Source organism: Shewanella sp. 4_MG-2023 (assembly GCF_030548015.1).
Classification (GTDB): Bacteria; Pseudomonadota; Gammaproteobacteria; order Enterobacterales; family Shewanellaceae; genus Shewanella.
The window spans coordinates 12,295-32,343 of record NZ_JAUORL010000012.1; the positions used below are offsets into that span (position 1 = coordinate 12,295).

17 protein-coding genes are annotated in these 20,049 nt (G+C 43.3%); 13 read left to right on the forward strand and 4 right to left on the reverse strand.

Translation table 11 applies throughout. The features are described 5' to 3' along the window. Positions 1 to 58: 58 nt before the first annotated feature. The 5 genes from cutA (at position 59) to Q4546_RS08575 (ending at position 6,656) form a co-directional block, all read left to right on the forward strand. Positions 59 to 382: a divalent-cation tolerance protein CutA gene (gene cutA, locus Q4546_RS08555; protein WP_303446096.1), complete on the forward strand. Its 324-nt coding sequence runs from the start codon at positions 59 to 61 to the stop codon at positions 380 to 382. Next, a complete protein-coding gene (locus Q4546_RS08560; RefSeq protein WP_303446097.1) occupies positions 379 to 2,229 on the forward strand; it encodes a protein-disulfide reductase DsbD in 1,851 nt (616 codons plus the stop codon). The genes cutA and Q4546_RS08560 overlap by 4 nt, the downstream gene beginning before the upstream one ends. Before the next feature lie 152 nt (positions 2,230 to 2,381). Beyond that, a complete protein-coding gene (locus Q4546_RS08565) occupies positions 2,382 to 4,040 on the forward strand; it encodes a cation:proton antiporter family protein (RefSeq protein WP_102439570.1) in 1,659 nt (552 codons plus the stop codon). 414 nt (positions 4,041 to 4,454) lie between these two features. Further along, positions 4,455 to 5,597: a galactokinase gene (gene galK, locus Q4546_RS08570; RefSeq protein WP_102531477.1), complete on the forward strand. Its 1,143-nt coding sequence runs from the start codon at positions 4,455 to 4,457 to the stop codon at positions 5,595 to 5,597. A gap of 27 nt (positions 5,598 to 5,624) precedes the next feature. Then, positions 5,625 to 6,656 (forward strand): aldose epimerase family protein, encoded by a 1,032-nt coding sequence (locus Q4546_RS08575; protein WP_102531478.1) that lies wholly within the window; start codon positions 5,625 to 5,627, stop codon positions 6,654 to 6,656. A 104-nt stretch (positions 6,657 to 6,760) separates the two neighbouring features. Here the strand turns inward: Q4546_RS08575 and Q4546_RS08580 are convergent, their stop codons facing one another. Continuing rightward, positions 6,761 to 7,186 (reverse strand): hypothetical protein, encoded by a 426-nt coding sequence (locus tag Q4546_RS08580; protein WP_102439573.1) that lies wholly within the window; start codon positions 7,184 to 7,186, stop codon positions 6,761 to 6,763. Between the two features lie 411 nt (positions 7,187 to 7,597). Beyond that, a complete protein-coding gene (locus Q4546_RS08585; protein WP_102439574.1) occupies positions 7,598 to 8,599 on the reverse strand; it encodes an NAD(P)H-quinone oxidoreductase in 1,002 nt (333 codons plus the stop codon). Positions 8,600 to 8,814: 215 nt separating this feature from the next. On the opposite strand from Q4546_RS08585, the gene Q4546_RS08590 reads away from it, so the two are divergent. From Q4546_RS08590 to Q4546_RS08615, 6 genes are all read left to right on the forward strand, one after another. Then, positions 8,815 to 9,567 (forward strand): ABC transporter substrate-binding protein, encoded by a 753-nt coding sequence (locus Q4546_RS08590; protein ID WP_102475474.1) that lies wholly within the window; start codon positions 8,815 to 8,817, stop codon positions 9,565 to 9,567. A 360-nt stretch (positions 9,568 to 9,927) separates the two neighbouring features. Continuing rightward, complete coding sequence (locus Q4546_RS08595) at positions 9,928 to 10,473, forward strand: DUF6702 family protein (protein ID WP_303446098.1); 546 nt, start codon at positions 9,928 to 9,930, stop codon at positions 10,471 to 10,473. Between the two features lie 315 nt (positions 10,474 to 10,788). Then, positions 10,789 to 11,520: a DUF1538 domain-containing protein gene (locus tag Q4546_RS08600; protein ID WP_076538618.1), complete on the forward strand. Its 732-nt coding sequence runs from the start codon at positions 10,789 to 10,791 to the stop codon at positions 11,518 to 11,520. A gap of 69 nt (positions 11,521 to 11,589) precedes the next feature. Further along, the gene (locus Q4546_RS08605) at positions 11,590 to 12,363 is read left to right on the forward strand and encodes a DUF1538 domain-containing protein (RefSeq protein WP_102439577.1); all 774 of its coding nucleotides are present in this window, start codon (positions 11,590 to 11,592) and stop codon (positions 12,361 to 12,363) included. Positions 12,364 to 12,366: 3 nt separating this feature from the next. After that, positions 12,367 to 12,717 carry a P-II family nitrogen regulator gene (locus Q4546_RS08610; RefSeq protein ID WP_076538613.1) on the forward strand — a complete coding sequence of 117 codons (351 nt, stop codon included), beginning with the start codon at positions 12,367 to 12,369 and terminating at the stop codon, positions 12,715 to 12,717. Continuing rightward, positions 12,714 to 13,121, forward strand: a complete 408-nt coding sequence (locus tag Q4546_RS08615) for a CBS domain-containing protein (RefSeq protein WP_102439578.1) — start codon at positions 12,714 to 12,716, stop codon at positions 13,119 to 13,121. Before Q4546_RS08610 ends, Q4546_RS08615 begins: the two co-directional genes overlap by 4 nt. Positions 13,122 to 13,264: 143 nt before the next feature. Here the strand turns inward: Q4546_RS08615 and Q4546_RS08620 are convergent, their stop codons facing one another. Together Q4546_RS08620 and Q4546_RS08625 are read right to left on the reverse strand one after the other, a co-directional pair. Next, positions 13,265 to 13,987 carry a single-stranded DNA-binding protein gene (locus Q4546_RS08620; RefSeq protein ID WP_102439974.1) on the reverse strand — a complete coding sequence of 241 codons (723 nt, stop codon included), beginning with the start codon at positions 13,985 to 13,987 and terminating at the stop codon, positions 13,265 to 13,267. Positions 13,988 to 14,052: 65 nt separating this feature from the next. Then, complete coding sequence (locus Q4546_RS08625; RefSeq protein ID WP_102475472.1) at positions 14,053 to 15,420, reverse strand: MFS transporter; 1,368 nt, start codon at positions 15,418 to 15,420, stop codon at positions 14,053 to 14,055. 340 nt (positions 15,421 to 15,760) lie between these two features. On the opposite strand from Q4546_RS08625, the gene uvrA reads away from it, so the two are divergent. After that, positions 15,761 to 18,679, forward strand: coding sequence for an excinuclease ABC subunit UvrA (gene uvrA / locus Q4546_RS08630; RefSeq protein WP_102439976.1), 2,919 nt, complete (start codon positions 15,761 to 15,763; stop codon positions 18,677 to 18,679). Between the two features lie 89 nt (positions 18,680 to 18,768). Continuing rightward, positions 18,769 to 19,809 (forward strand): M20/M25/M40 family metallo-hydrolase, encoded by a 1,041-nt coding sequence (locus tag Q4546_RS08635; protein ID WP_303446099.1) that lies wholly within the window; start codon positions 18,769 to 18,771, stop codon positions 19,807 to 19,809. Positions 19,810 to 20,049: the final 240 nt, after the last annotated feature.

Sequence of the window (20,049 nt, forward strand, 5' to 3'; positions counted from 1 at the left end):
AGTTTATGTTATTAAGCTTAAGCTAACTTTAAGGCAACCAATAGATGATAGCATTCCAATGCCAGCAACTTACTTATTAGTTATAACAACTTGCCCTGATAACGCCAGTGCAAAACGCATTGCATCAACGCTAGTGGAAACTAAAGCGGCTGCTTGTGTGCAATTAATTCCACAAATAGAGTCAGTTTATGTGTGGGATGATGAGGTCTGTCATAGTAGTGAAGTCGCTTTACACATAAAATGTATTGCTAAAAATTATGATGCAATTCAACAAATAGTGACCCAACAGCATCCCTATGAAGTACCTGAATTAATCGCTATGCCTATTACTCAAGGCTTGCCAAATTATTTAAAATGGATAGAAGAAACTTCCCAATCATGAAAAAAATATTTGCGCTTATTTTTACCTCTTTACTCCTGCTAACGCCATTAGCTCACAGTGAAGGCATTTTTAGCAGTAATAAGTTCAGCTTCCTTCAGGGCGAGCCAGAGTTAATGCCTGTTGAAGAGGCTTTTGTATTTGATTATCAGCAAAAAGATAATCAATTAGCCATTAGCTTTGTGATTGCCGATGGTTATTACATGTACCGTGACAAGTTGCAGTTTTCTGCCGACGGCGCAGTGATTGGCGATATAGACCTACCCCGAGGCAAGGTTCATAACGATGAATATTTTGGCGAACAAGAAGTGTATTACACCTTTGTTGAGCTGCCGTTAGCCCTTAAAGAAGCCGCCCAAGGCAGCCTAGTACAAGTGACCTTTATGGGTTGCGCTGAAGGCAAGCTGTGTTATCCGCCTACCAAACGTGATGTTAAGCTAGATGCTGTTGCTGCTAACGATGGCAAGGTAAAGGGCAAAAAAGCCATTATTGGTGATACGCCAGCTAAAGCGGAATCAGCGACAGCGAGCAATACGACAGCGCCTATCACCCAGCAAGACAGCTTAAGCCAAATGCTGGCCAACGATAGTTTAATGTGGACCTTAGTTATCTTCTTTGGTTTAGGTATTGGTTTAGCCTTAACCCCTTGTGTGTTCCCAATGTACCCGATTTTGTCAGGCATTATTGTGGGGCAAGGGAAAAAGTTATCTACCGCTAAAGCCTTCACACTATCAATGGCCTACGTTCAAGGTATGGCGATTACCTATTCATTATTAGGTTTAGTGGTTGCCTCTGCGGGCATGAAATTTCAAGCGGCATTGCAACACCCTGCTATTTTGATTTTCTTAGCGGTAATGTTTGTACTGCTGAGTTTATCTATGTTTGGTATGTATGAATTACGCCTGCCGGGCAAATTCCAAGACAAGATGAATACCCTGTCGAATAACCAAAAAGGTGGCAACCTTGTTGGGGTGTTCTTTATGGGCGTTATTTCAGGTTTAGTGGCGTCGCCTTGTACCACTGCGCCGCTGTCTGGTGCGCTGATTTATGTTGCCCAAAGTGGCGACTTACTACAGGGCTTCTTGGCGCTGTATGTATTAAGCATGGGTATGGGGGTACCATTACTGATCATTGGTACTTCTGGTGGTAAATTACTGCCGCGCGCCGGCGCATGGATGGATATCATTAAGACCATTTTTGGCTTCTTGCTGATTTCTGTCTCAATCGTGATGATTGGCCGCATCTGGCCAGGACTGGTATCTGATGTATTGTGGTCAATTTGGGGGATTAGCTTAACGGGCTACCTCATACACCAGAACAAACTATCAGAGTTTAACTGGAAGCAAACCACCCGTGGCATCATACTTACGCTGACTTTACTCGCCAGTTTCTCTTATGGTTTCCAAGCGGTAATGACTGCATTGGGCCATCAGGCGCCATCAATCAGCAATGAGACTAACCAAAGCAAGCAAATTAGCCATGGTGAGTTATTCATTCAAATTAAGTCACTAGAAGACTTAGAAGTTGAGCTAGATAAAGCCAGCCTTAGCGGTAAAACCGTGATGCTAGATTTATACGCTGACTGGTGTGTGGCCTGTAAAGAGTTTGAGGCGATTACCTTTGCTAATCCAATAGTATTAGAGCGTTTAGATCAAATGGTGTTACTGCAAGCCGATGTCACTAAAAGTGATGCCATTGATATTGAACTGCTTGAGCACTTCAACGTATTAGGCTTACCGACCCTATTAATGTTCGATGAAAATGGCAATCAGCGTGAAGATTTACGCGTAACCGGCTTTATGGGGCCTAAACCCTTTGCTGAGCACTTGGATTTATTGCTGAATAAATAAATTTATTCTCAACTAAGATATTGAAAATGGTCAATTTATTTATTAGATTGGCCATTTTTTTAATCCTGAGCTATTTTTTAATACCAAGTTGATTCTTTTCTTATACAATCTACTTACCTACAACCTAGTTTCAACAAATCGAATAAGGCCTTATGGAACCCGCAATTCTCATTGTTACGCTATTATGTGGCATGCTTGTTAGTCGAGTCGGTTTACCACCACTAATTGGTTATCTTGCAGCAGGTTTTTTACTGTTTATTTTTGGGATCCAAGATGAAAGCTTGCCACTGCTGCAGGAACTAGCTGACCTCGGCGTCATGTTACTGCTGTTTGCTATTGGGCTTAAATTAGATGTCAAAAGTTTACTCAAATCTGAGGTGTGGGCCAGTTCCAGTTTGCACTTAATTGGCTCGATATTATTCTTTTTACCCATCTTAAAATTGCTGGGATTAGTAGGGCTAGACAGGCTAGTTGATTTAGATATTGATCAGCTGTTACTACTGAGCTTTGCCTTAAGTTTTTCAAGTACCGTATTTGCCGTCAAAGTGCTGGATGAAAACGGTGATAGCCAAGCCTTGTATGGCCGTATCGCCATTGGTATCTTGATTATGCAAGATATCTTCGCAGTGCTATTCCTCACCATTTCAAAGGGTGATTTCCCCTCCATTTACGCCTTAGGTTTATTGCTGTTACCACTAGTTAAACCACTAATTTATAAAATATTCGACCGCGTTGGCCACGGCGAAATGTTGATTTTATTTGGCCTGACTATGGCATTAGTCATGGGCGCTTGGCTGTTTGAAGCCGTTGGCTTAAAGCCGGATCTAGGCGCATTGATTATTGGTATTTTACTGGCAGGCCACGCTAAAGCGTCCGAGCTTTCTAAATCAATTTACTACTTTAAAGAGCTGTTTTTAGTCGCGTTTTTCTTAACCATTGGTTTAAATGGTTTGCCAACCATTGCCGATGTGGGCCTAGCTGGGTTACTGGTGCTATTAGTGCCGTTTAAAATCATGCTGTTCTTTATATTATTGACCCGCTTTAAGTTGCGTTCTCGTACCTCGCTATTTGCCTCATTCAATCTAGGTAACTACAGTGAGTTTGGCTTGATTGTTGCTGCGGTAGCCGCATCAAAAGGCTGGTTACCTGCCGAGTGGTTAATCATTTTAGCAGTAGCCTTGAGCATCAGTTTCTTAATTGCTGCGCCCCTTAATGCGGCGGTCAACAAGTTCTATCAGCGCTACCATAAAACCTTTATCACCCTTGAAAAACACCCGCTACACCCTGAGGATAGACAAATTCCTGTGGGTAATCCGCGCTTTTTGATTTTAGGGATGGGCCGGATTGGCTCAGGTGCTTACGATGAGCTGCGCGCTAAATACTCAGGCGAAATACTGGGGATTGAACACAAGCAAGAACTGGTGGATTTTCATCGCTCTGAAGGCCGCAATGTTGTGCAAGGCGATGCTAGCGATACCGATTTTTGGGAAAAGCTTGAGCGGGCACCGGGGCTTGAATTGGTGCTATTAGCCATGCCACACCATATTGGTAATATGTTTGCGGTAGAGCAACTTAAAAAGCTCGATTACCAAGGTAAGATCAGCGCCATTGTGCAATATTCTGAAGATGCAGAGTCACTGAAAGAGCAAGGGGTTAACAGCGTTTATAACCTTTACGAAGCTGCAGGTGCTGGTTTTGTGGACAATGTTATTCATGAATTACTTGAGCCAAACACAGAAGAAGAATCAGAAGCGAGCGTTGATAAAGCCAGCGCAGCCACTGAAATCACCCCTAACTTGAGCAAGCCATAAGCGTAAATAGTTAGCGATATCCTCTATTCGCTATGCTAAACCGATAAGCGCCTTATTAACATTAAGGCGCTTTTTTATTGTTTAAAATGCGCTTTTATATCAATCAGCCAAGGTTAGCCAGCGTCGCTATTTGGGTGGTTATAAAGCCAGTTTATACCTCAAATTTGTTCTGCCAATAAAACAGTCAACGTAAACCCTTACATTAACATACCTCTTTAGTAGTACAAAGGCATTGAAATTACTGTTATTTCCACAAAACCGACTACTCTTAAGCTGCAAATTGTATCAATCGAGTTTTCAGTAGTTACAGCCACTGGCAAGTCGTGATATAAATCACATTATCAATTTAAAATTTAATACTTTTATACCGCTTAGGTAACTTCGTAACTCGACATTCTTTGGAACTGTAACTGTATGTCAAATCCTGCTCAAAAAGCCATGAAGTTGTTTGTACAAACATTTGGAACTACGGCTGACGACCTGTATCAAGCACCAGGTCGTGTCAATATTATTGGCGAACACACGGATTATAACGAAGGATTCGTTTTACCCGCTGCAATTAATTTTCACACTGTTATTGCGGTTAAACATCGTAGTGATAACACCTTTAGAGCCGTGACTGATGCCTTTGCTGGGCAAATCGAACAATGGCGTTTTGGTGAAGAAAACGCCATTGAAGATAAAGGCAGTTGGGGAAATTACCTAAAAGGCTTTACCGCCTCAATGGCTCAATCTGGGCTTAAAGCTAAAGGCATGGATATTGCCATTGTCGGCAATGTGCCACTGGGCGCAGGCATGTCGTCATCAGCAGCTCTTGAGGTGGCCTTTGGCACTGCCATTAGCTACGCCAGCCAACTGCATTTATCGCCATTAGCCATTGCACAAATTGCCCAACGTGGAGAGCACAGGTTCATAAAGTCAGAATCTGGCATTATGGATCAAACCATTAGCGCACTGGCGGTGGCCGATCACGCCTTATTGATTGACTGCTTAGAGTTAGACGGCCGCGCAATAGCGATTCCTGACAGCTTAAGTTTGCTGATTGTCGATCCTAGCATCGATCGCCAGCTGTTAATTGACCGCTTTGATGCCCGTAAACTGCAATGTCATCAGATTAATGAATTGCTTGGAGTTGAGTCACTAAGGGAAGTCAGCCTTGGCCAGCTAAACAGTGCTAAAGCTAGCTTAGGTGATGAACTTTATCATCGAGCTAAGCATGTACTAACTGAAAACCAACGCACTGTGAATGCCGCCCGCGCTCTAGAGCAACAAGATACTGCCCGTTTCGGCCAATTAATGGCCCAATCACAACAATCCATGCGCGATGATTTTGACATCAGCACCCCTGAGATTGATGCCTTAGTGAAAATAATTAAAGATATCATTGGCACCAAAGGCGGCGTAAGAATGAGTGATGGTTGCGTGGTAGCGCTTATTGATCATGAGCTAACCGATGCTGTGGTCAATGCCGTTGAGCAGCTATATCCACAACAAACATCCTTAGAACCAATTATCTATTTATGCTCTGCCAGTGGCGGCGCAGGCAGAATTGAATAAGCAATTCTATTGCTATAAGAGGCATTAATGTTACAAATCACCACACTTGAACCATGGCAAGATCCTCGCGGAGGATGGGTAGAACGTATTCGAGTCGACAACGGCAAGGTTGCTATTGAAGTGTTAAGTCTAGGGGGAATTATAAACGCCTTATGGACTGAAGATAACCAAGGCCAGCGAGATAACATCGTTTTAGGCTGTGATAGCGTCAGCGATTATTTAAACCAGCCGGCTTATTTAGGCGCCATTGCAGGGCGATACTCTAACCGCATTGCTAATGGTCAGTTGCAGTATCAAGGCAACCACTATCAGCTCGATATAAACCAAGCGACCAATTGCTTACACGGTGGCGCTGAAGGTTTTCATTTAAAGCATTGGCATATGCAAGCCCTTGAAGACGGGGTGAGATTAACCCTTGATAGCCCAGATGGTGATATGGGCTTTCCGGGTAATTGTACGGTGCAATTAGATTATCGCTTGGCTGACAATAGTTTACTCATTGAAATGCAAGCAAGTGTCGATAAGGCCTGCCCTATTAGCCTCACCCAGCACAGTTATTTTAATTTAGAAGGCGCTGATAGCTTAACTAATGCAGCGCATTTGATCCAAGTGGATGCCAAGCAATATTTGCCAATGAATGAAGTGGGTATTCCAACTTCAATTGCTGCGACCACTGGCAGCGATTTAGATTTAGCCCAAGCCACTGCATTTGCTGTGCAAACTCATCGACCTGCTCTTGCTGCCACCAATGGTTTTGATCATTGTTATGTGCTTAACAATGCTGAGCAAGTCTGTCGATTTGGCTGTCTTTCAAGCCCTAAAACTGGCCGCACCATGACGATTTACACCAATCAACCTGGGGTGCAGCTGTATGGCGCAAACTTCCTTGAAGGCGTAAAAGGCTTTGACGGCCGTATTTACCAGTCTCACCAAGCGGTATGTATTGAACCACAAATGCTGCCAGACTCACCTAATCAAGCCGATTTACCCGGTAAGCCTTGGATAGAGCCAGGACAAGTTTATCGCCATGTGAGCCGTTACGAGTTTGGGGTGATTTAAGCCTAAGCGATTACTGTTGAGCGATTGATTTACTAATAAACAGCCAATAAAAATGGAGCTATGATTTATTATCATGCTCCATTTTTTGTCTTTAGCGCTTTATGCTAATCGTCACTGTCATCACTGATACCGAAGTCGGCATCAGCATCTTCAAATTCCATTTCACTGTCATCGACATCGATAATCTCATCCACCGCTGCAACTTTTTTGGCTTTTGAGGCTGGCGCAGAGTCTGGCACTGAAGATAATTCGATATGCGCTTCATGTTTTGCCATAAACTCAGCTCTAGCAGCAAGCCATGCTGCTTCATGCTCAGCTTTGGCGGCTGTTAACTGCTGGGGTTCCAGCTCATGCAGGTTAACCTTAACGATATCCTCTACGTACTCGCCAATCGTGTTACGACTAACATTAAATAAGTAGATTCGACCGGGAGACGCATCGGGGAGTCGGTTGTCATGGACGACAATTGAGGTGCCACGTGGAGTACGAAGCTCACCATACCAAACTTGTTTTTTTGCAGTGTTATACATATATGCTAATGCCCTTAAATCAACACATACCTAAAAAATGTGCATTTTAGCAGCACACAGTTTATTTACTAACCTCTACGCAACGCGCATGATTATTGAGGATAATTAATCAAAAACTTATGAAAAAATCAATATATTATTAATGAAGTTTTTTATATTTTTGCCATTTTTTGCCAGTGCCATATCGCCATCGTCTTATGCTGCAAATCATCTGAGTTATGATTTTCCCAAAGTGTTATGCACCCAGTCTAATTTAGCGGCGCTGCAAGCTCTAATTTAGTTCAAATATGACAGCCTTCAAGTCAGCTATGATAAAAAGACTGTTTTGAATTTGATGCCTTACTATTGCCTAATTCTTGCTTAGGTCTTGTTTGTTTACATCTTACTTGTTTAGGTTTTGCTCATTTAGGTTTAGGCTTCGCCTAGCTGCAGAATAATCTTGCCTCTATGCTGACCTGACTCCATATATTGATGCGCTTTTACGACCTCATCAAACGGGAACACTTTATCAACCCGGATCTGCACTTGTTTAGCATCCAGTAATGGCCATAGCTGTGCTAATAATCCAGCGGCGATGTCAGCCTTAGCCTCGACACTTTGCGGCCTAAGCGTTGAGCCAGTCCATTGAATGCGTTTGGCCATAATACTAAAAATATTCACTTCTGCTTTAGCGCCGCGCTGGGTTGCCACTGACACCATGCGGCCATCAAAAGCCAATACCTTTAAATTGCGGTTGATGAAATCACCACCCGCAATATCTAGCACCACATTGACCCCTTCAGCTTGTGTTGCTGCAAGGATAGGCTCAACAAAATCATCTTTATGGTAATTAACCGCCATACTCGCCCCTTGGTCGAGACAATATTGGCATTTTTCATCGCTACCTGAGGTAACAAACACTTTAGCGCCTAGGGCTTTGGCAACTTGTATGGCGGTGGTGCCAATACCGCCAGAGGCGCCGTGGATCAGCACTGTTTCACCGGCTTTAAGCTTGGCGCGATTAACCAAGTTTCCCCAAACCGTGAAACAGGTTTCCGGTAAGGCCGCCGCTTGTACAAAGCTGTAGCCTTTGGGGAGCGGTAAGCAATGTGAGGCGTAAGTGATCACTTGCTCTGCATAGCCACCGCCAGGCACTAAGGCACAGATCTTGTCGCCGATTTGCCATTGCGTGACATCTTTAGCCATTGCAATGACTTCCCCTGCCACTTCCAAGCCTAATATCGGGCTAGCACCTTTTGGCGGCGGATATGCGCCTTCTCGCTGCTTAATGTCTGGGCCATTAACCCCTGCTGCATGTACTTTTATGATCACTTGCCCAGCTTTAAGCCTAGGTAATGCTGAATGGTTAAAGCGCATCACTTCAGCTGCGCCCGTTTCATTGTAAATCACATGCTTTATGCTGTTTACGATCATTTGGCCCGTCCATATTATTTATTGCGTCACAAAAAAATTAACTTTTCGCTAGCAAACTGTCGTTTTAGGTTACTATATTTACTGAAAGTGGCTAGATTTAATTCAACTAACTGAATTTAAGCAAGCACTAGGTTTAATAGCGGAGCATAGTGCGGTGAAAACTAGCTAAGTAAGGCTGCGCCATTAGCACTTATTCTATTGAGGCCAACACTACCGTGAAATATATTATCTCTCTACTACTACTGGTTTCTTCATCCCTTGCAGCCAAGCCTGTATTGATCGCATCGGATATTTGGTGCCCTTATATTTGCCAGGATCACACCGGTTATGTCACTGAACTGACTCGGCGCTCATTTGAAGTCATGGATCAACAGGTGCATTTTATTGCGGTACCTTTTAATCGCGCTTTAAAGGAAGTTAAAATTGGTAATATCGATGCCATTCTTGCAGTTACACCAACCCATATTGAACAATTTAATTTATATACCGACACACTGATTGTTGGCTATACCAGCACGGATTTTTATACTCGCGCAGACGCTTCATGGTCATTTCAGCAATTAGACAGTCTTGATGGTGCGCTAGTGGGGATTATCGGAGGTTATGACTACGGCGAGCAGCTCAATGATAAAATTAGCCGTTCAACCGACTTTTACGCCGCCACGGGAGAGCAACCCATGATGTTGAACATTAAGCGCCTCGTAAATGGCCGATTTGATGTGATACTGGGTAATAAAGTCGCTATTGAATATACTGCATACAAAAATGATGTAGCTAATCAAATCAAATACGCCGGTTCATATGGTGAGCCAACGCCTTTATATGTAGGCTTTAATCCTAATCAAAGCCGTATCGCAGATGTGTATGCTCAAGGTATTGCTAAATTAAAGCGCTCTGGTGAGTTTCAACAAATTTTAGATAAATACCAAATTAAAGCACCTGAAAATATGCCGCCATTAGGCCTTTAATGATTAAATTTAACCAAAGCCATTTAAACAACATACTTTATAAACCATATACTTAGACATTCACCAATAAGCATTCAGCTTATATTAGCCCGAGTCAATACCGGCCATGAGCCTCAATCATAGTCAGATAATCAATTCGCGATAACCGCGTTCAAGCTGTGCCTAACCTCCTATTTAACATTGAAAACTTTGATAATAGATTTTACTAATACTATATATTGACCTATGGTATTTAATTAGTATTTGCTGTTAATGCCAGCTTATTTTCCGCGTATCAATATTTATTAATTACCAACAGGCTCAAATCATGCAGCAGCTCAACACTGCTTTTTAAACAGCTAGCAATAAAGGAATATAATAATGTTTTGGATAATTATTGCTCTAATATGGTTTATCACCCTTGCAGGCTTGTTATTATTTAATTTTCAGGCTTCTGCTAATAGAAAAAAAGAAAGCTATACCAATGTGCTGTTTAATGCCAAAAGCGGGAATGTCGCTATTCAACACTGCTTTTATTTAGCTGATGCCCAGCAAACAGCTAAACGCATCATTGGGGCTGATAGCGATTTAGTCAAAAACCCACAAAGCAGAAAAGCGTTTGCTGACTACGTGCAGACAAACTTTCACATTGCAGATAACAATCAGCAATTATTGCAGCTTGAATACCTAAATTGTGAAATCAAAGGTGACTACCTATGGCTTTACCAACAAACCACGCTAGCAAAAAGCGTTATCGGCAACGATCCCAAGTCGGTGGGCTTTTACATCAAAATCGCCAATCAGTTAACATTGTGTCCCAGCCAATTGAGCAATATTAATGTTGAGCACAACAAACAAGTCAAATTAATGCATATCAGCGCCGATAACAAATGGCAACACTTAGCATTAGACACAGATGTCGCCTAAGTGGATCTGCTAGGCCTTATGCAGCACGCAACACTGACATATTAATCGCTGACAAAAGAGACTATATGGTCTCTTTTTTATTGGTAGAAAAGAAACTCTTTAGCCTTAAAAAGTCCCTCTTTAATCCTCTCCTACTAGGATCTTTTTTAGACAAATTGATCTAGCTCAAAGATATTGCAACTTGTGTTAATTTAATGTTGCCTTACAACTATAAACAGGCAAACTGGAACTAGCTAAAAACAATAAATAAACCTTTTAGGCTAGTAAGTTAACACGCTGTTTGGCGGTTAGTATTTAGCAATCAAAGGAGAAGGAATGACAGGGTTAGTTAAGCTTTTACAATCCATGCTCGGCAGTTTTAAAGATCTTATTCCCATCATAGTCGTGGTGAGTTTCTTTGAAATATTTATCCTCCAACAAGCACCCGATAACTTATTTTCCATTCTTGTAGGCTTAGTATTTATTGTTCTTGGGCTAACCTTTTTTGTCTTTGGTTTAGAAATGGGCTTATTCCCCATTGGTGAATCATTGGCACACGCACTCGCCCGTAAAGGCAGTACCTTCTGGCTGGTGACCTTCTCCTTTTCATTAGGTTTTGGCACCACCTTAGCAGAACCCGCCTTAACCGCTGTCGCCGCTGAAGCAGCCCAAGTTGCAGCAGATGGTGGCGCCATCAAGGCCACTGAGGCTGCCATGGACAGCTATGCGATGGGACTGAGATTAACCGTAGCGGTGTCAGTAGGTTTAGCGATTTTATTAGGGGTTATTCGCATTGTAAAAGGCTGGCCAATTCATTATTTGATCATTGGCGGCTACATCATAGTGATGGTGCTCACCAGCTTTGCCCCTGAAAATATTATTGGTATCGCCTATGACTCTGGTGGCGTCACCACGTCAACCATTACTGTACCGCTGGTAACGGCTCTCGGCGTTGGCTTAGCCACTGTGATTAAAGGACGTAATCCCATGCTTGATGGCTTTGGGCTGATTGCCTTTGCCAGTTTAACCCCAGTTATTTTTGTACTGCTTTACGGGATGATCCTGTAATGACATTCCGCAACAGCCCTGTTTTAGCTGACGTTGTAATAAATCAAAGCTGCGCCTACAAGGAGTATTATGGAGTGGATTAACCAGCTATTGGCAACCTTACTGCTTACCATGCGTGATGTGGTGCCAATTGCGACAATTTTATTTGGCTTTCAACTGGGTGTACTCAAGCGTCCCATTGCCAATTGGAAAACCGTGGTCTTAGGTTTTGTGTATGTGATCTTAGGCTTAAGCTTTTTCCTGGTCGGCTTAGAGTTAGCGCTATTTCCCATTGGTGAAAACTTAGCGGATCAACTCACCTCCCCCAGTATTTTGCACCCTGATGGCTCCGCTGGACCGTTCATTTGGCAAGATTACCTGTGGGTTTATGTGTTTGCAGCTGCCATTGGCTTTAGTACCACCATTGCTGAGCCGTCATTAATTGCGGTGGCGATAAAAGCCAATGAAGTCTCTGGTGGCACCATTAGTATTCAAGGCTTGAGAATTTCTGTGGCCATTGGGGTCGCTTTTGGGATCTCACTAGGTTGTTTTCGTATTGTGGTTGGTGATCCTATTCACTACTACATCATGGCTGGCTATGTGGTAGTTGTAATTCAAACATTTTTCGCGCCGAAATCGATTATTCCTTTAGCTTATGATTCCGGCGGCGTCACCACTTCTACCGTGACTGTGCCCCTCGTGGCCGCACTCGGTTTAGGGCTTGCCTCTAATGTTGAAGGCCGCAATCCCCTTATTGATGGTTTTGGCTTAATTGCCTTTGCTAGCTTATTTCCAATCATTGCCGTCATGAGCTACGCCCAAATCGTAGCCTTTGTTGACCAACGAAAATCCGCCAAGGAGTAACCCATGCGATTTAAATTAATTGTCGCTTTTGTTGATGATATTAGTACTGAAGCGGTACTGGATGCCGCCAGAGAAGCTGGTGCCACAGGTGCCACTGTAATTAACCATGCTCGCGGTGAAGGACTAACTAAAAAGAAAACCTTCATGGGGCTAGGCTTAGATGTACAACGGGACGTCATTTTATGGCTAGTTGAAGAGCATATGAGCCGACATATTTTAGAAACGATCTGTGAGGTGGGCGGCTTTAATACTCACCCAGGTCAAGGAATAGCAATTCAAATTGATGTTGAAGATGCCGTTGGTGTTGCTCACCAAGTTGCAAAACTCACTGATGATATAAAGGATCAAATATGAAACCATCAACGCCAATAAAAAACCGTGATATTTTGATGAATGATTACGCCATGATTGATGGCCTACTTACCGTCAGTGAAGCCATTAATATTGCGATGGCAAAAAACGTCACTATTTTAGTGATTAACAAACGCCATGAGCATGATGAATACGGCATATTGTTACTCAGTGATATTGCCAGAAAAGTATTAGCCACTGATAAGTCACCAGAGCGGGTTAATGTTTATGAAATCATGATAAAGCCTGTGATGTCAGTATGCCCAGATATGGATATTCGCTATACCGCCCGCTTATTTGATCAATTCCAGATCAACAAAGCTCCTGTCATTGAACAAGGCAATATTATTGGCTTTGTCACCTATAACAATATTGTCTTAAAAGGCATGGTTAACAATGCCAGTTGATCACTCAAGATCGTGACTCGTCACCTCTAAATAGCTATCGCAGCCAATAAAAAACCCAGCAAAAATGCTGGGTTCCTCATAATAATTCGTAAAATACGTGTTTAATTTAACACTTTTATCTACATAATTAGATTTACTGTGAATTAGAACGGGATATCATCATCCCAATCACCGCCTAAATCAGGTGTAGTATTTTGTGGCTGTGGCGTTGGCGCTGGGCGCTGTGCTGGAGCTGGTTGTTGAAAACCACCTTGCTGCTGCGCAGGAGCAGCTTGCTGATATCCACCTTGTGCAGGTTGGTGAGCTGGCGCTTGTTGGAAGCCACCTTGTGCTTGTTGGGCAGGCTGCTGAGCTGGCGCTTGAGGCTTAGGCGTGTAAGCAGGCTTTTGCGCTTGAGCTGGTTGTTGGAAACCACCTTGAGCTTGTTGCTGCTGACCATAACCACCTTGAGCTTGCTGAGGAGCACTTTGTTGCGGCGCGTTACCGTAACCTTGGTTCATGCCACCTTGCTGACCACCACCTTGACCGCGGCTATCAAGCATTTGCATTTCCATCGCATTGATTTCAGTTTTATAGCGATCTTGACCTGTAGTCTGATCTTGCCATTTACTGGTTTGCAATTTGCCTTCTAAATAAACTTTAGAACCTTTCTTTAGGTATTCGCCAGCAACTTCAGCTAAACGACGGTACATGACGATATTGTGCCACTCGGTGCGCTCTTGCTGCTGACCCTGTTGGTCTTTCCAAGTTTCACTTGTAGCTACAGTAAAGTTGGCTACGGCATTACCGTTTGGCATGTAACGAACTTCAGGATCTTTACCTAAATTACCAACCAAAATTACTTTATTTACACCACGACTGGCCATCGAAAATCTCCTGCGATTTTATCTATTATCTAATCTAAATTACAAAACTGAGCGATCAAAACGATCTAATTGACAGAGCCTAACACAGCTCGCGCTTCACTCAAATCGAATTGATCATCAACTTTCAAATAAGCTGCTCTCTCTTCCATGACGACAATGGCTTCTGCTACCCCAGATAGCAGTGATAGCTGGGTTGCCATGTCTTTCGCCTGATTTCTATCTTTAACTTGTGCCTCAAGGGTATAGCTTTTTAGCAGTACGGGTTTTTCCATGCCTATGGTTAATAATAACCAAATAAACATCAGTCCAAGTGCCACATAAAATACCCCTGCAGCGCCAACCAGCTGATAAGCTCCGCCACCTAGCATACCGCCACAAAATGCCCCTAAAAATTGGCTAGTGGAATAAACGCCCATAGCTGAGCCTTTATCGCCCACCGGACAAAATTTAGCAATTAAACTAGGCAATGACGCCTCAAGATAATTAAAACCAGTGAAAAATAACACCACAGCGGCACTTAATACCCAGAGGTTATCAGCATAAGATCCCATAGCTGCCAATGCCAGCATCATGATCATTAGTGATATTTGGAACATGGTTTTAGTGTTGTTACGTTTAACACCAATAATAATTAACGGCACCATTAAGAAAAACGCGCCGATAAAGGCAGGGAAATACAGCATCCAGTGTTTTTCTTTTACTAAACCTGCATCCACTAAATCTAATGGCAAGGCCACAAATACGGCGGTAAGCACTAAATGCAAAATAAAAATCCCTGCATCGAGTCTGAACAGTTGCGGGTCCATTAACATACGCTTTAATTTAGTGGGCGTAGCAACAGTATCGCCTTTGGGCGCTTGTGAGACTGGGTTAGGTACCAACACCTGCACAATGATCATGCCCACTACCGCTAAGATAGCGGTTAAAAAGAATAGCCCTTCTAAACCTGCATATTGGGCCACTATCGGCCCTGCAAGCAATGACAATGCAAACGAGAAACCAATACACATGCCAATAATAGCCATCACTTTAGTGCGTTGCTCATCGCGGGTTAAATCGGCGGCCAGCGCTAACACTGCAGCGGCAATAGCACCCATCCCTTGAATGGCTCGGCCAAGCACAACCCCATAAATATGATCTGACATTGCAGCAACCACGCTACCTATAGCAAACACCACCAGCCCAGCCAAAATAATCGGCTTACGGCCATATTTATCTGACAACATGCCCATGGGAATTTGTAACACTGCTTGGGTCAAGCCATAAGCACCGATAGCGATACCCACCCATAGAGGTGAAAAACCCTCTAAATGTTGACCGTAAAGCGCGAATACGGGCATGATCATGAATAAGCCCATCATTCGTAAACCAAACACGCTGGCTAACGAAAATGCGACTTTCTTCTCAATGCCTGATAATCCATTGTTGGCCATTCAGTTGCCCTTAAATTGTGTATCTATAGAAAAATGCGAGTTGCGCATATTATCACAGCGTTCTAATTTAGCTCAAAAGGAATAATGAACCAACAGGCAACTGTTTGTCGTATTTGTTAATAAGGTTAAACAAACAGGTTATAATGTGTTTTATATCCCAGTCGTTTTTTTATGGTTTCAGCCGCTATTAGTCTGGCTCCCTGGGTACATTTAGTGTCACCAACACTGTATAAAACACTGTATAAGCTAGTTAATTAACGATACACTAACGGCTATTTACTAAGCTAACTTAAATTTTGCTACTTTGACAAGATAGCCAAACCAACCTCTAGAGTGATGAATGGATACCATTGAAATTCGCGGTGCACGAACCCACAATCTTAAAAACTTTGATTTAACCATCCCCCGAGACAAACTTATTGTCATCACAGGTTTATCTGGCTCAGGTAAGTCATCGTTAGCCTTTGATACCTTATATGCCGAAGGCCAGCGCCGTTATGTTGAGTCACTATCAGCCTATGCGCGCCAGTTTTTAAGTTTGATGGAAAAGCCTGATGTGGATCATATCGAAGGCTTAAGTCCTGCAATTTCAATTGAGCAAAAATCCACATCCCATAATCCACGCTCAACCGTGGGTACCATCACTGAGATTTATGATTATCTTAGACTGCTGTTTGCCCGTGTTGGTGAGCCGCGCTGCCCAACCCACGGCCAAGCATTAACCGCGCAAACGGTCAGCCAAATGGTAGATAAAGTATTGGAACTGCCTGAAGGTAGTCGCCAAATGCTATTAGCTCCCGTGGTCAAAGCCCGTAAAGGTGAACATGTAAAATTACTCGAAAGTTTGGCTGCTCAAGGTTATGTGCGCGCCAGAATTGACGGTGAGGTTTGTGATTTATCCGATCCGCCAACCCTTGAGCTACATGTTAAACACACCATTGAAGTGGTGGTTGATCGCTTTAAAGTGCGTGATGATTTAAAGCAGCGCTTAGCAGAGTCTTTTGAAACGACGTTAGAGTTATCAGGCGGTATTGCTATTATTGCCGACATGGCCGGAGAAGCAGACGAGTTGATGTTCTCGGCTAACTTTGCCTGTCCATATTGTGGCTACTCCATGGCAGAGCTTGAGCCACGTATTTTCTCATTCAATAATCCCGCTGGCGCTTGTCAAACCTGTGATGGTTTAGGTGTGCAGCAGTACTTTGATGCAGAAAGAGTGATTGCCAATAGCGAGCTGTCATTAGCAGGCGGGGCGATTAGAGGCTGGGATAAACGTAATTTCTATTACTTTCAAATGCTCAGCTCCTTAGCTGAACATTATAAATTTGATGTCGAAACCCCCTTTGAGCAGTTAAGCGCTAAAGTACAAAAAATTATTCTATCTGGCTCAGGTAAGCAAAACATTGCCTTTAAGTACATTAACGATCGTGGTGATGTGGTTATTCGTAATCATCCATTTGAGGGGATCCTCAATAATATGGATCGCCGCTACCGCGAAACTGAAAGTAACTCGGTACGTGAAGAGCTATCAAAGTTTATTAATACCCAATCCTGTAAAAGCTGTGACGGCTCGCGTTTGCGTGAAGAAGCCCGTAACGTATTTATTGGCGAGTTAAACTTACCGCAGCTGACTCAGTGGTCCATCGGTGAAGCCATGAGCTATTTCACTGAGATTAAATTCGAAGGGCAAAAAGCGCAGATCGCTGAAAAAATTCTTAAAGAAGTTGGCGATCGTTTAGGCTTCTTGGTCAATGTCGGCCTTAACTACCTAAGCTTAGACCGCTCAGCAGATACTTTATCAGGGGGTGAAGCCCAGCGTATTCGCTTAGCCAGTCAAATTGGTGCCGGCCTTGTGGGCGTAATGTACGTGCTGGATGAACCTTCAATTGGCTTGCATCAGCGCGATAACGAACGTTTACTGCAAACGCTAATACACCTGCGTGATCTCGGTAATACCGTGATTGTGGTTGAGCATGATGAAGACGCAATTCGCATGGCTGATCATGTGATTGATATTGGCCCCGGCGCAGGCGTTCACGGCGGCGAAATCATTTGCTCTGGGCCTCTGCAGGCCATTCTCGACTGTAAAGAGTCTGTCACTGGCCAATATATTTCTGGCACCAAGCAAATCCACATTAGTGATAAACGCACCCCAATGGATCCGAAAAAAGTCATTGAGCTATGCGGCGCCACTGGTAATAACCTTAAAAATGTCGACTTAACCATTCCTATTGGTTTATTTACCTGTATTACTGGGGTATCAGGTTCGGGTAAATCAACCTTAATTAACGACACCTTTTATAAAATTGCCCACAGAATGCTAAACGGCGCTACCATTGATGAGCCAGCAGCCCATAAAAGCATTACCGGCATGGAGCAATGCGATAAGGTGGTTGATATTGATCAAAGCCCAATCGGGCGAACACCGCGTTCAAATCCTGCTACTTACACCGGCATATTTACCCCTATTCGTGAATTATTTGCTGCAACTCAAGAGTCTCGAAGCCGCGGTTACTTACCGGGTCGCTTCTCTTTTAACGTTAAAGGTGGCCGCTGTGAAGCCTGTCAGGGTGATGGCTTAATCAAGGTTGAGATGCACTTTTTACCAGATGTGTATGTGCCTTGTGATTCCTGTAAAGGTAAACGCTATAACCGCGAAACCTTAGATGTTAAATACAAGGGCAAAAATATTCACGAAGTGCTGCAAATGACCATTGAAGAAGCGCGTGTTTTCTTTGATCCAATCCCTGCGATCGCAAGAAAACTGCAAACCTTAGTGGATGTAGGCTTGGCGTATATTTGTTTAGGTCAAAGTGCGACAACACTGTCCGGTGGTGAAGCTCAACGAGTGAAGTTAGCAAAAGAGTTATCCAAACGTGATACCGGCAAAACCTTATACATTCTTGATGAGCCCACTACAGGCTTGCACTTTGCTGATATTCAGCTGCTACTAGATGTGCTGCATCGCTTAAAAGCCAAAGGCAACACCATAGTGGTCATTGAGCATAATCTTGATGTGATTAAAACGGCAGATTGGCTAGTGGATCTAGGCCCTGAAGGCGGCTCCGGCGGCGGCACTATTTTGGCAAGCGGAACCCCTGAAGAGGTGGCAAAACATAAAACCTCCCATACTGCACGCTTTTTAAAGCCGCTATTGACCAAGAAGGCTGCGGCCCCAAAAGGTGTCGCTAATAAAGGTGTCACCAATAAAAGTAGCGTGAAGAAAACTCCAGCAAAGAAGGCCACTAAAGCCAAATAGCGATTACACTGTTAGTAATTGCACAGAATACACCTGCTGCGGTATGCGCACCATTGAGTTAGTTTACTCATCAAGCCAGAGGGATATAAATGGAATTTTACCAAAATACTCTGGCTTATTTATCCTCGGTATTAGCATCATTTCTGCAAAAATGTCATGTTCAAAAACCACCCTGTTTCACTGTGTCGATTAGATTGACGCCAGTGGCATTGTGTTTTTTGCTAAGCGGCTGCGCTTCGCAAAACTGTGGAAATGACACCTCCAGTCAATGGGCTGATAAAAATCAACTCATCGAAGATATTCGCATATTAACCAGTGATGATTTGGCTGGCCGTAAAACCAATACCATAGGTGCAGAAAAAACCCGCCAATACCTAAGTGCGCGCTTTATTGAACTGGGGTTATCACCTTGGCAAAAAGAATTTATGCTGCCATTTGTTTATCGGCAAAACTTTGCTGATAAACAGGGTATTAACCTCATTGCCACGATTAAATCAAAGCAAGCATCCCAGCGCTGGCGCATTATTACCGCCCACTATGACCATTTAGGCAGTCGTGGCAGTAAAGTCTTTGCTGGGGCTGATGATAATGCTTCAGGCATTGCTGCAATGTTAGCGATTGCAAAGCAATGGCAGCAAGATGGCGATCCGGCGGTTAACTTAATGCTAGTTGCCACCGATGCTGAAGAGCCGGGGTTATTTGGCTCATACGCGCTAGTTCAGCAACTGTTAACACTGCCAGATATGCAGCTAGAAATGTCGCTAAACTTAGACATGATTGGCCACCCTTCTAGACCCAAAGCCATTTATATTGAAGGGGAGCAAAATGTATCTCAATTTAAGCAGATAAAACACCAGCTCCAAGACTATAATAATCTATGTGTGAGACAGAGTCGTTCAAGGCTAAATGATGGCAGTATGCTCAAAATTAATTGGCTGCGAGCATCAGATCATTACCCGTTCCACAAAGCTGGTATTCCTTGGCTCTATTTAGGCGTGCCAACCCATAAGCAATATCACACTGTTGAAGACACCTTAGATACTATCGATATTAACTTTTTAGCAGCAGTCACTGAAACGGCATTCACGCTACTTAAACTGGATAAACAGCGCATCATTGTAAAGCGCTAGAAATTGAGCACTAAGGCGATTACTGCAACTGCATTTGCGAAAAGGCTTGTTTATCCGCTATAAAAAAATGGATTTAATGAATCACGGCCATAAAATAACCGTTTCTGATTTAATTACGTCAAAAGTTACTTAGTTAATCGCTCAGTAAGCGCTACAATAATCAGGCCAATTTTAGTTATTTGTTAAAATTAGATAGTCAACGAGGCCAAAGCTTGCTATAATATCGCCCCTTTGACGCGG

Bases quoted from the DNA above. Each gene is read 5' to 3' on its own strand.
- cutA (WP_303446096.1), top strand. From the start codon at position 59: ATGCCAGCAACTTACTTATTAGTTATAACAACTTGCCCTGATAACGCC.
- Q4546_RS08560 (WP_303446097.1), top strand. From the start codon at position 379: ATGAAAAAAATATTTGCGCTTATTTTTACCTCTTTACTCCTGCTAACG.
- Q4546_RS08565 (WP_102439570.1), top strand. From the start codon at position 2,382: ATGGAACCCGCAATTCTCATTGTTACGCTATTATGTGGCATGCTTGTT.
- galK (WP_102531477.1), top strand. From the start codon at position 4,455: ATGTCAAATCCTGCTCAAAAAGCCATGAAGTTGTTTGTACAAACATTT.
- Q4546_RS08575 (WP_102531478.1), top strand. From the start codon at position 5,625: ATGTTACAAATCACCACACTTGAACCATGGCAAGATCCTCGCGGAGGA.
- Q4546_RS08580 (WP_102439573.1), bottom strand. From the start codon at position 7,186: ATGTATAACACTGCAAAAAAACAAGTTTGGTATGGTGAGCTTCGTACT.
- Q4546_RS08585 (WP_102439574.1), bottom strand. From the start codon at position 8,599: ATGATCGTAAACAGCATAAAGCATGTGATTTACAATGAAACGGGCGCA.
- Q4546_RS08595 (WP_303446098.1), top strand. From the start codon at position 9,928: ATGTTTTGGATAATTATTGCTCTAATATGGTTTATCACCCTTGCAGGC.
- Q4546_RS08600 (WP_076538618.1), top strand. From the start codon at position 10,789: ATGACAGGGTTAGTTAAGCTTTTACAATCCATGCTCGGCAGTTTTAAA.
- Q4546_RS08605 (WP_102439577.1), top strand. From the start codon at position 11,590: ATGGAGTGGATTAACCAGCTATTGGCAACCTTACTGCTTACCATGCGT.
- Q4546_RS08610 (WP_076538613.1), top strand. From the start codon at position 12,367: ATGCGATTTAAATTAATTGTCGCTTTTGTTGATGATATTAGTACTGAA.
- Q4546_RS08615 (WP_102439578.1), top strand. From the start codon at position 12,714: ATGAAACCATCAACGCCAATAAAAAACCGTGATATTTTGATGAATGAT.
- Q4546_RS08620 (WP_102439974.1), bottom strand. From the start codon at position 13,987: ATGGCCAGTCGTGGTGTAAATAAAGTAATTTTGGTTGGTAATTTAGGT.
- Q4546_RS08625 (WP_102475472.1), bottom strand. From the start codon at position 15,420: ATGGCCAACAATGGATTATCAGGCATTGAGAAGAAAGTCGCATTTTCG.
- uvrA (WP_102439976.1), top strand. From the start codon at position 15,761: ATGGATACCATTGAAATTCGCGGTGCACGAACCCACAATCTTAAAAAC.
- Q4546_RS08635 (WP_303446099.1), top strand. From the start codon at position 18,769: ATGGAATTTTACCAAAATACTCTGGCTTATTTATCCTCGGTATTAGCA.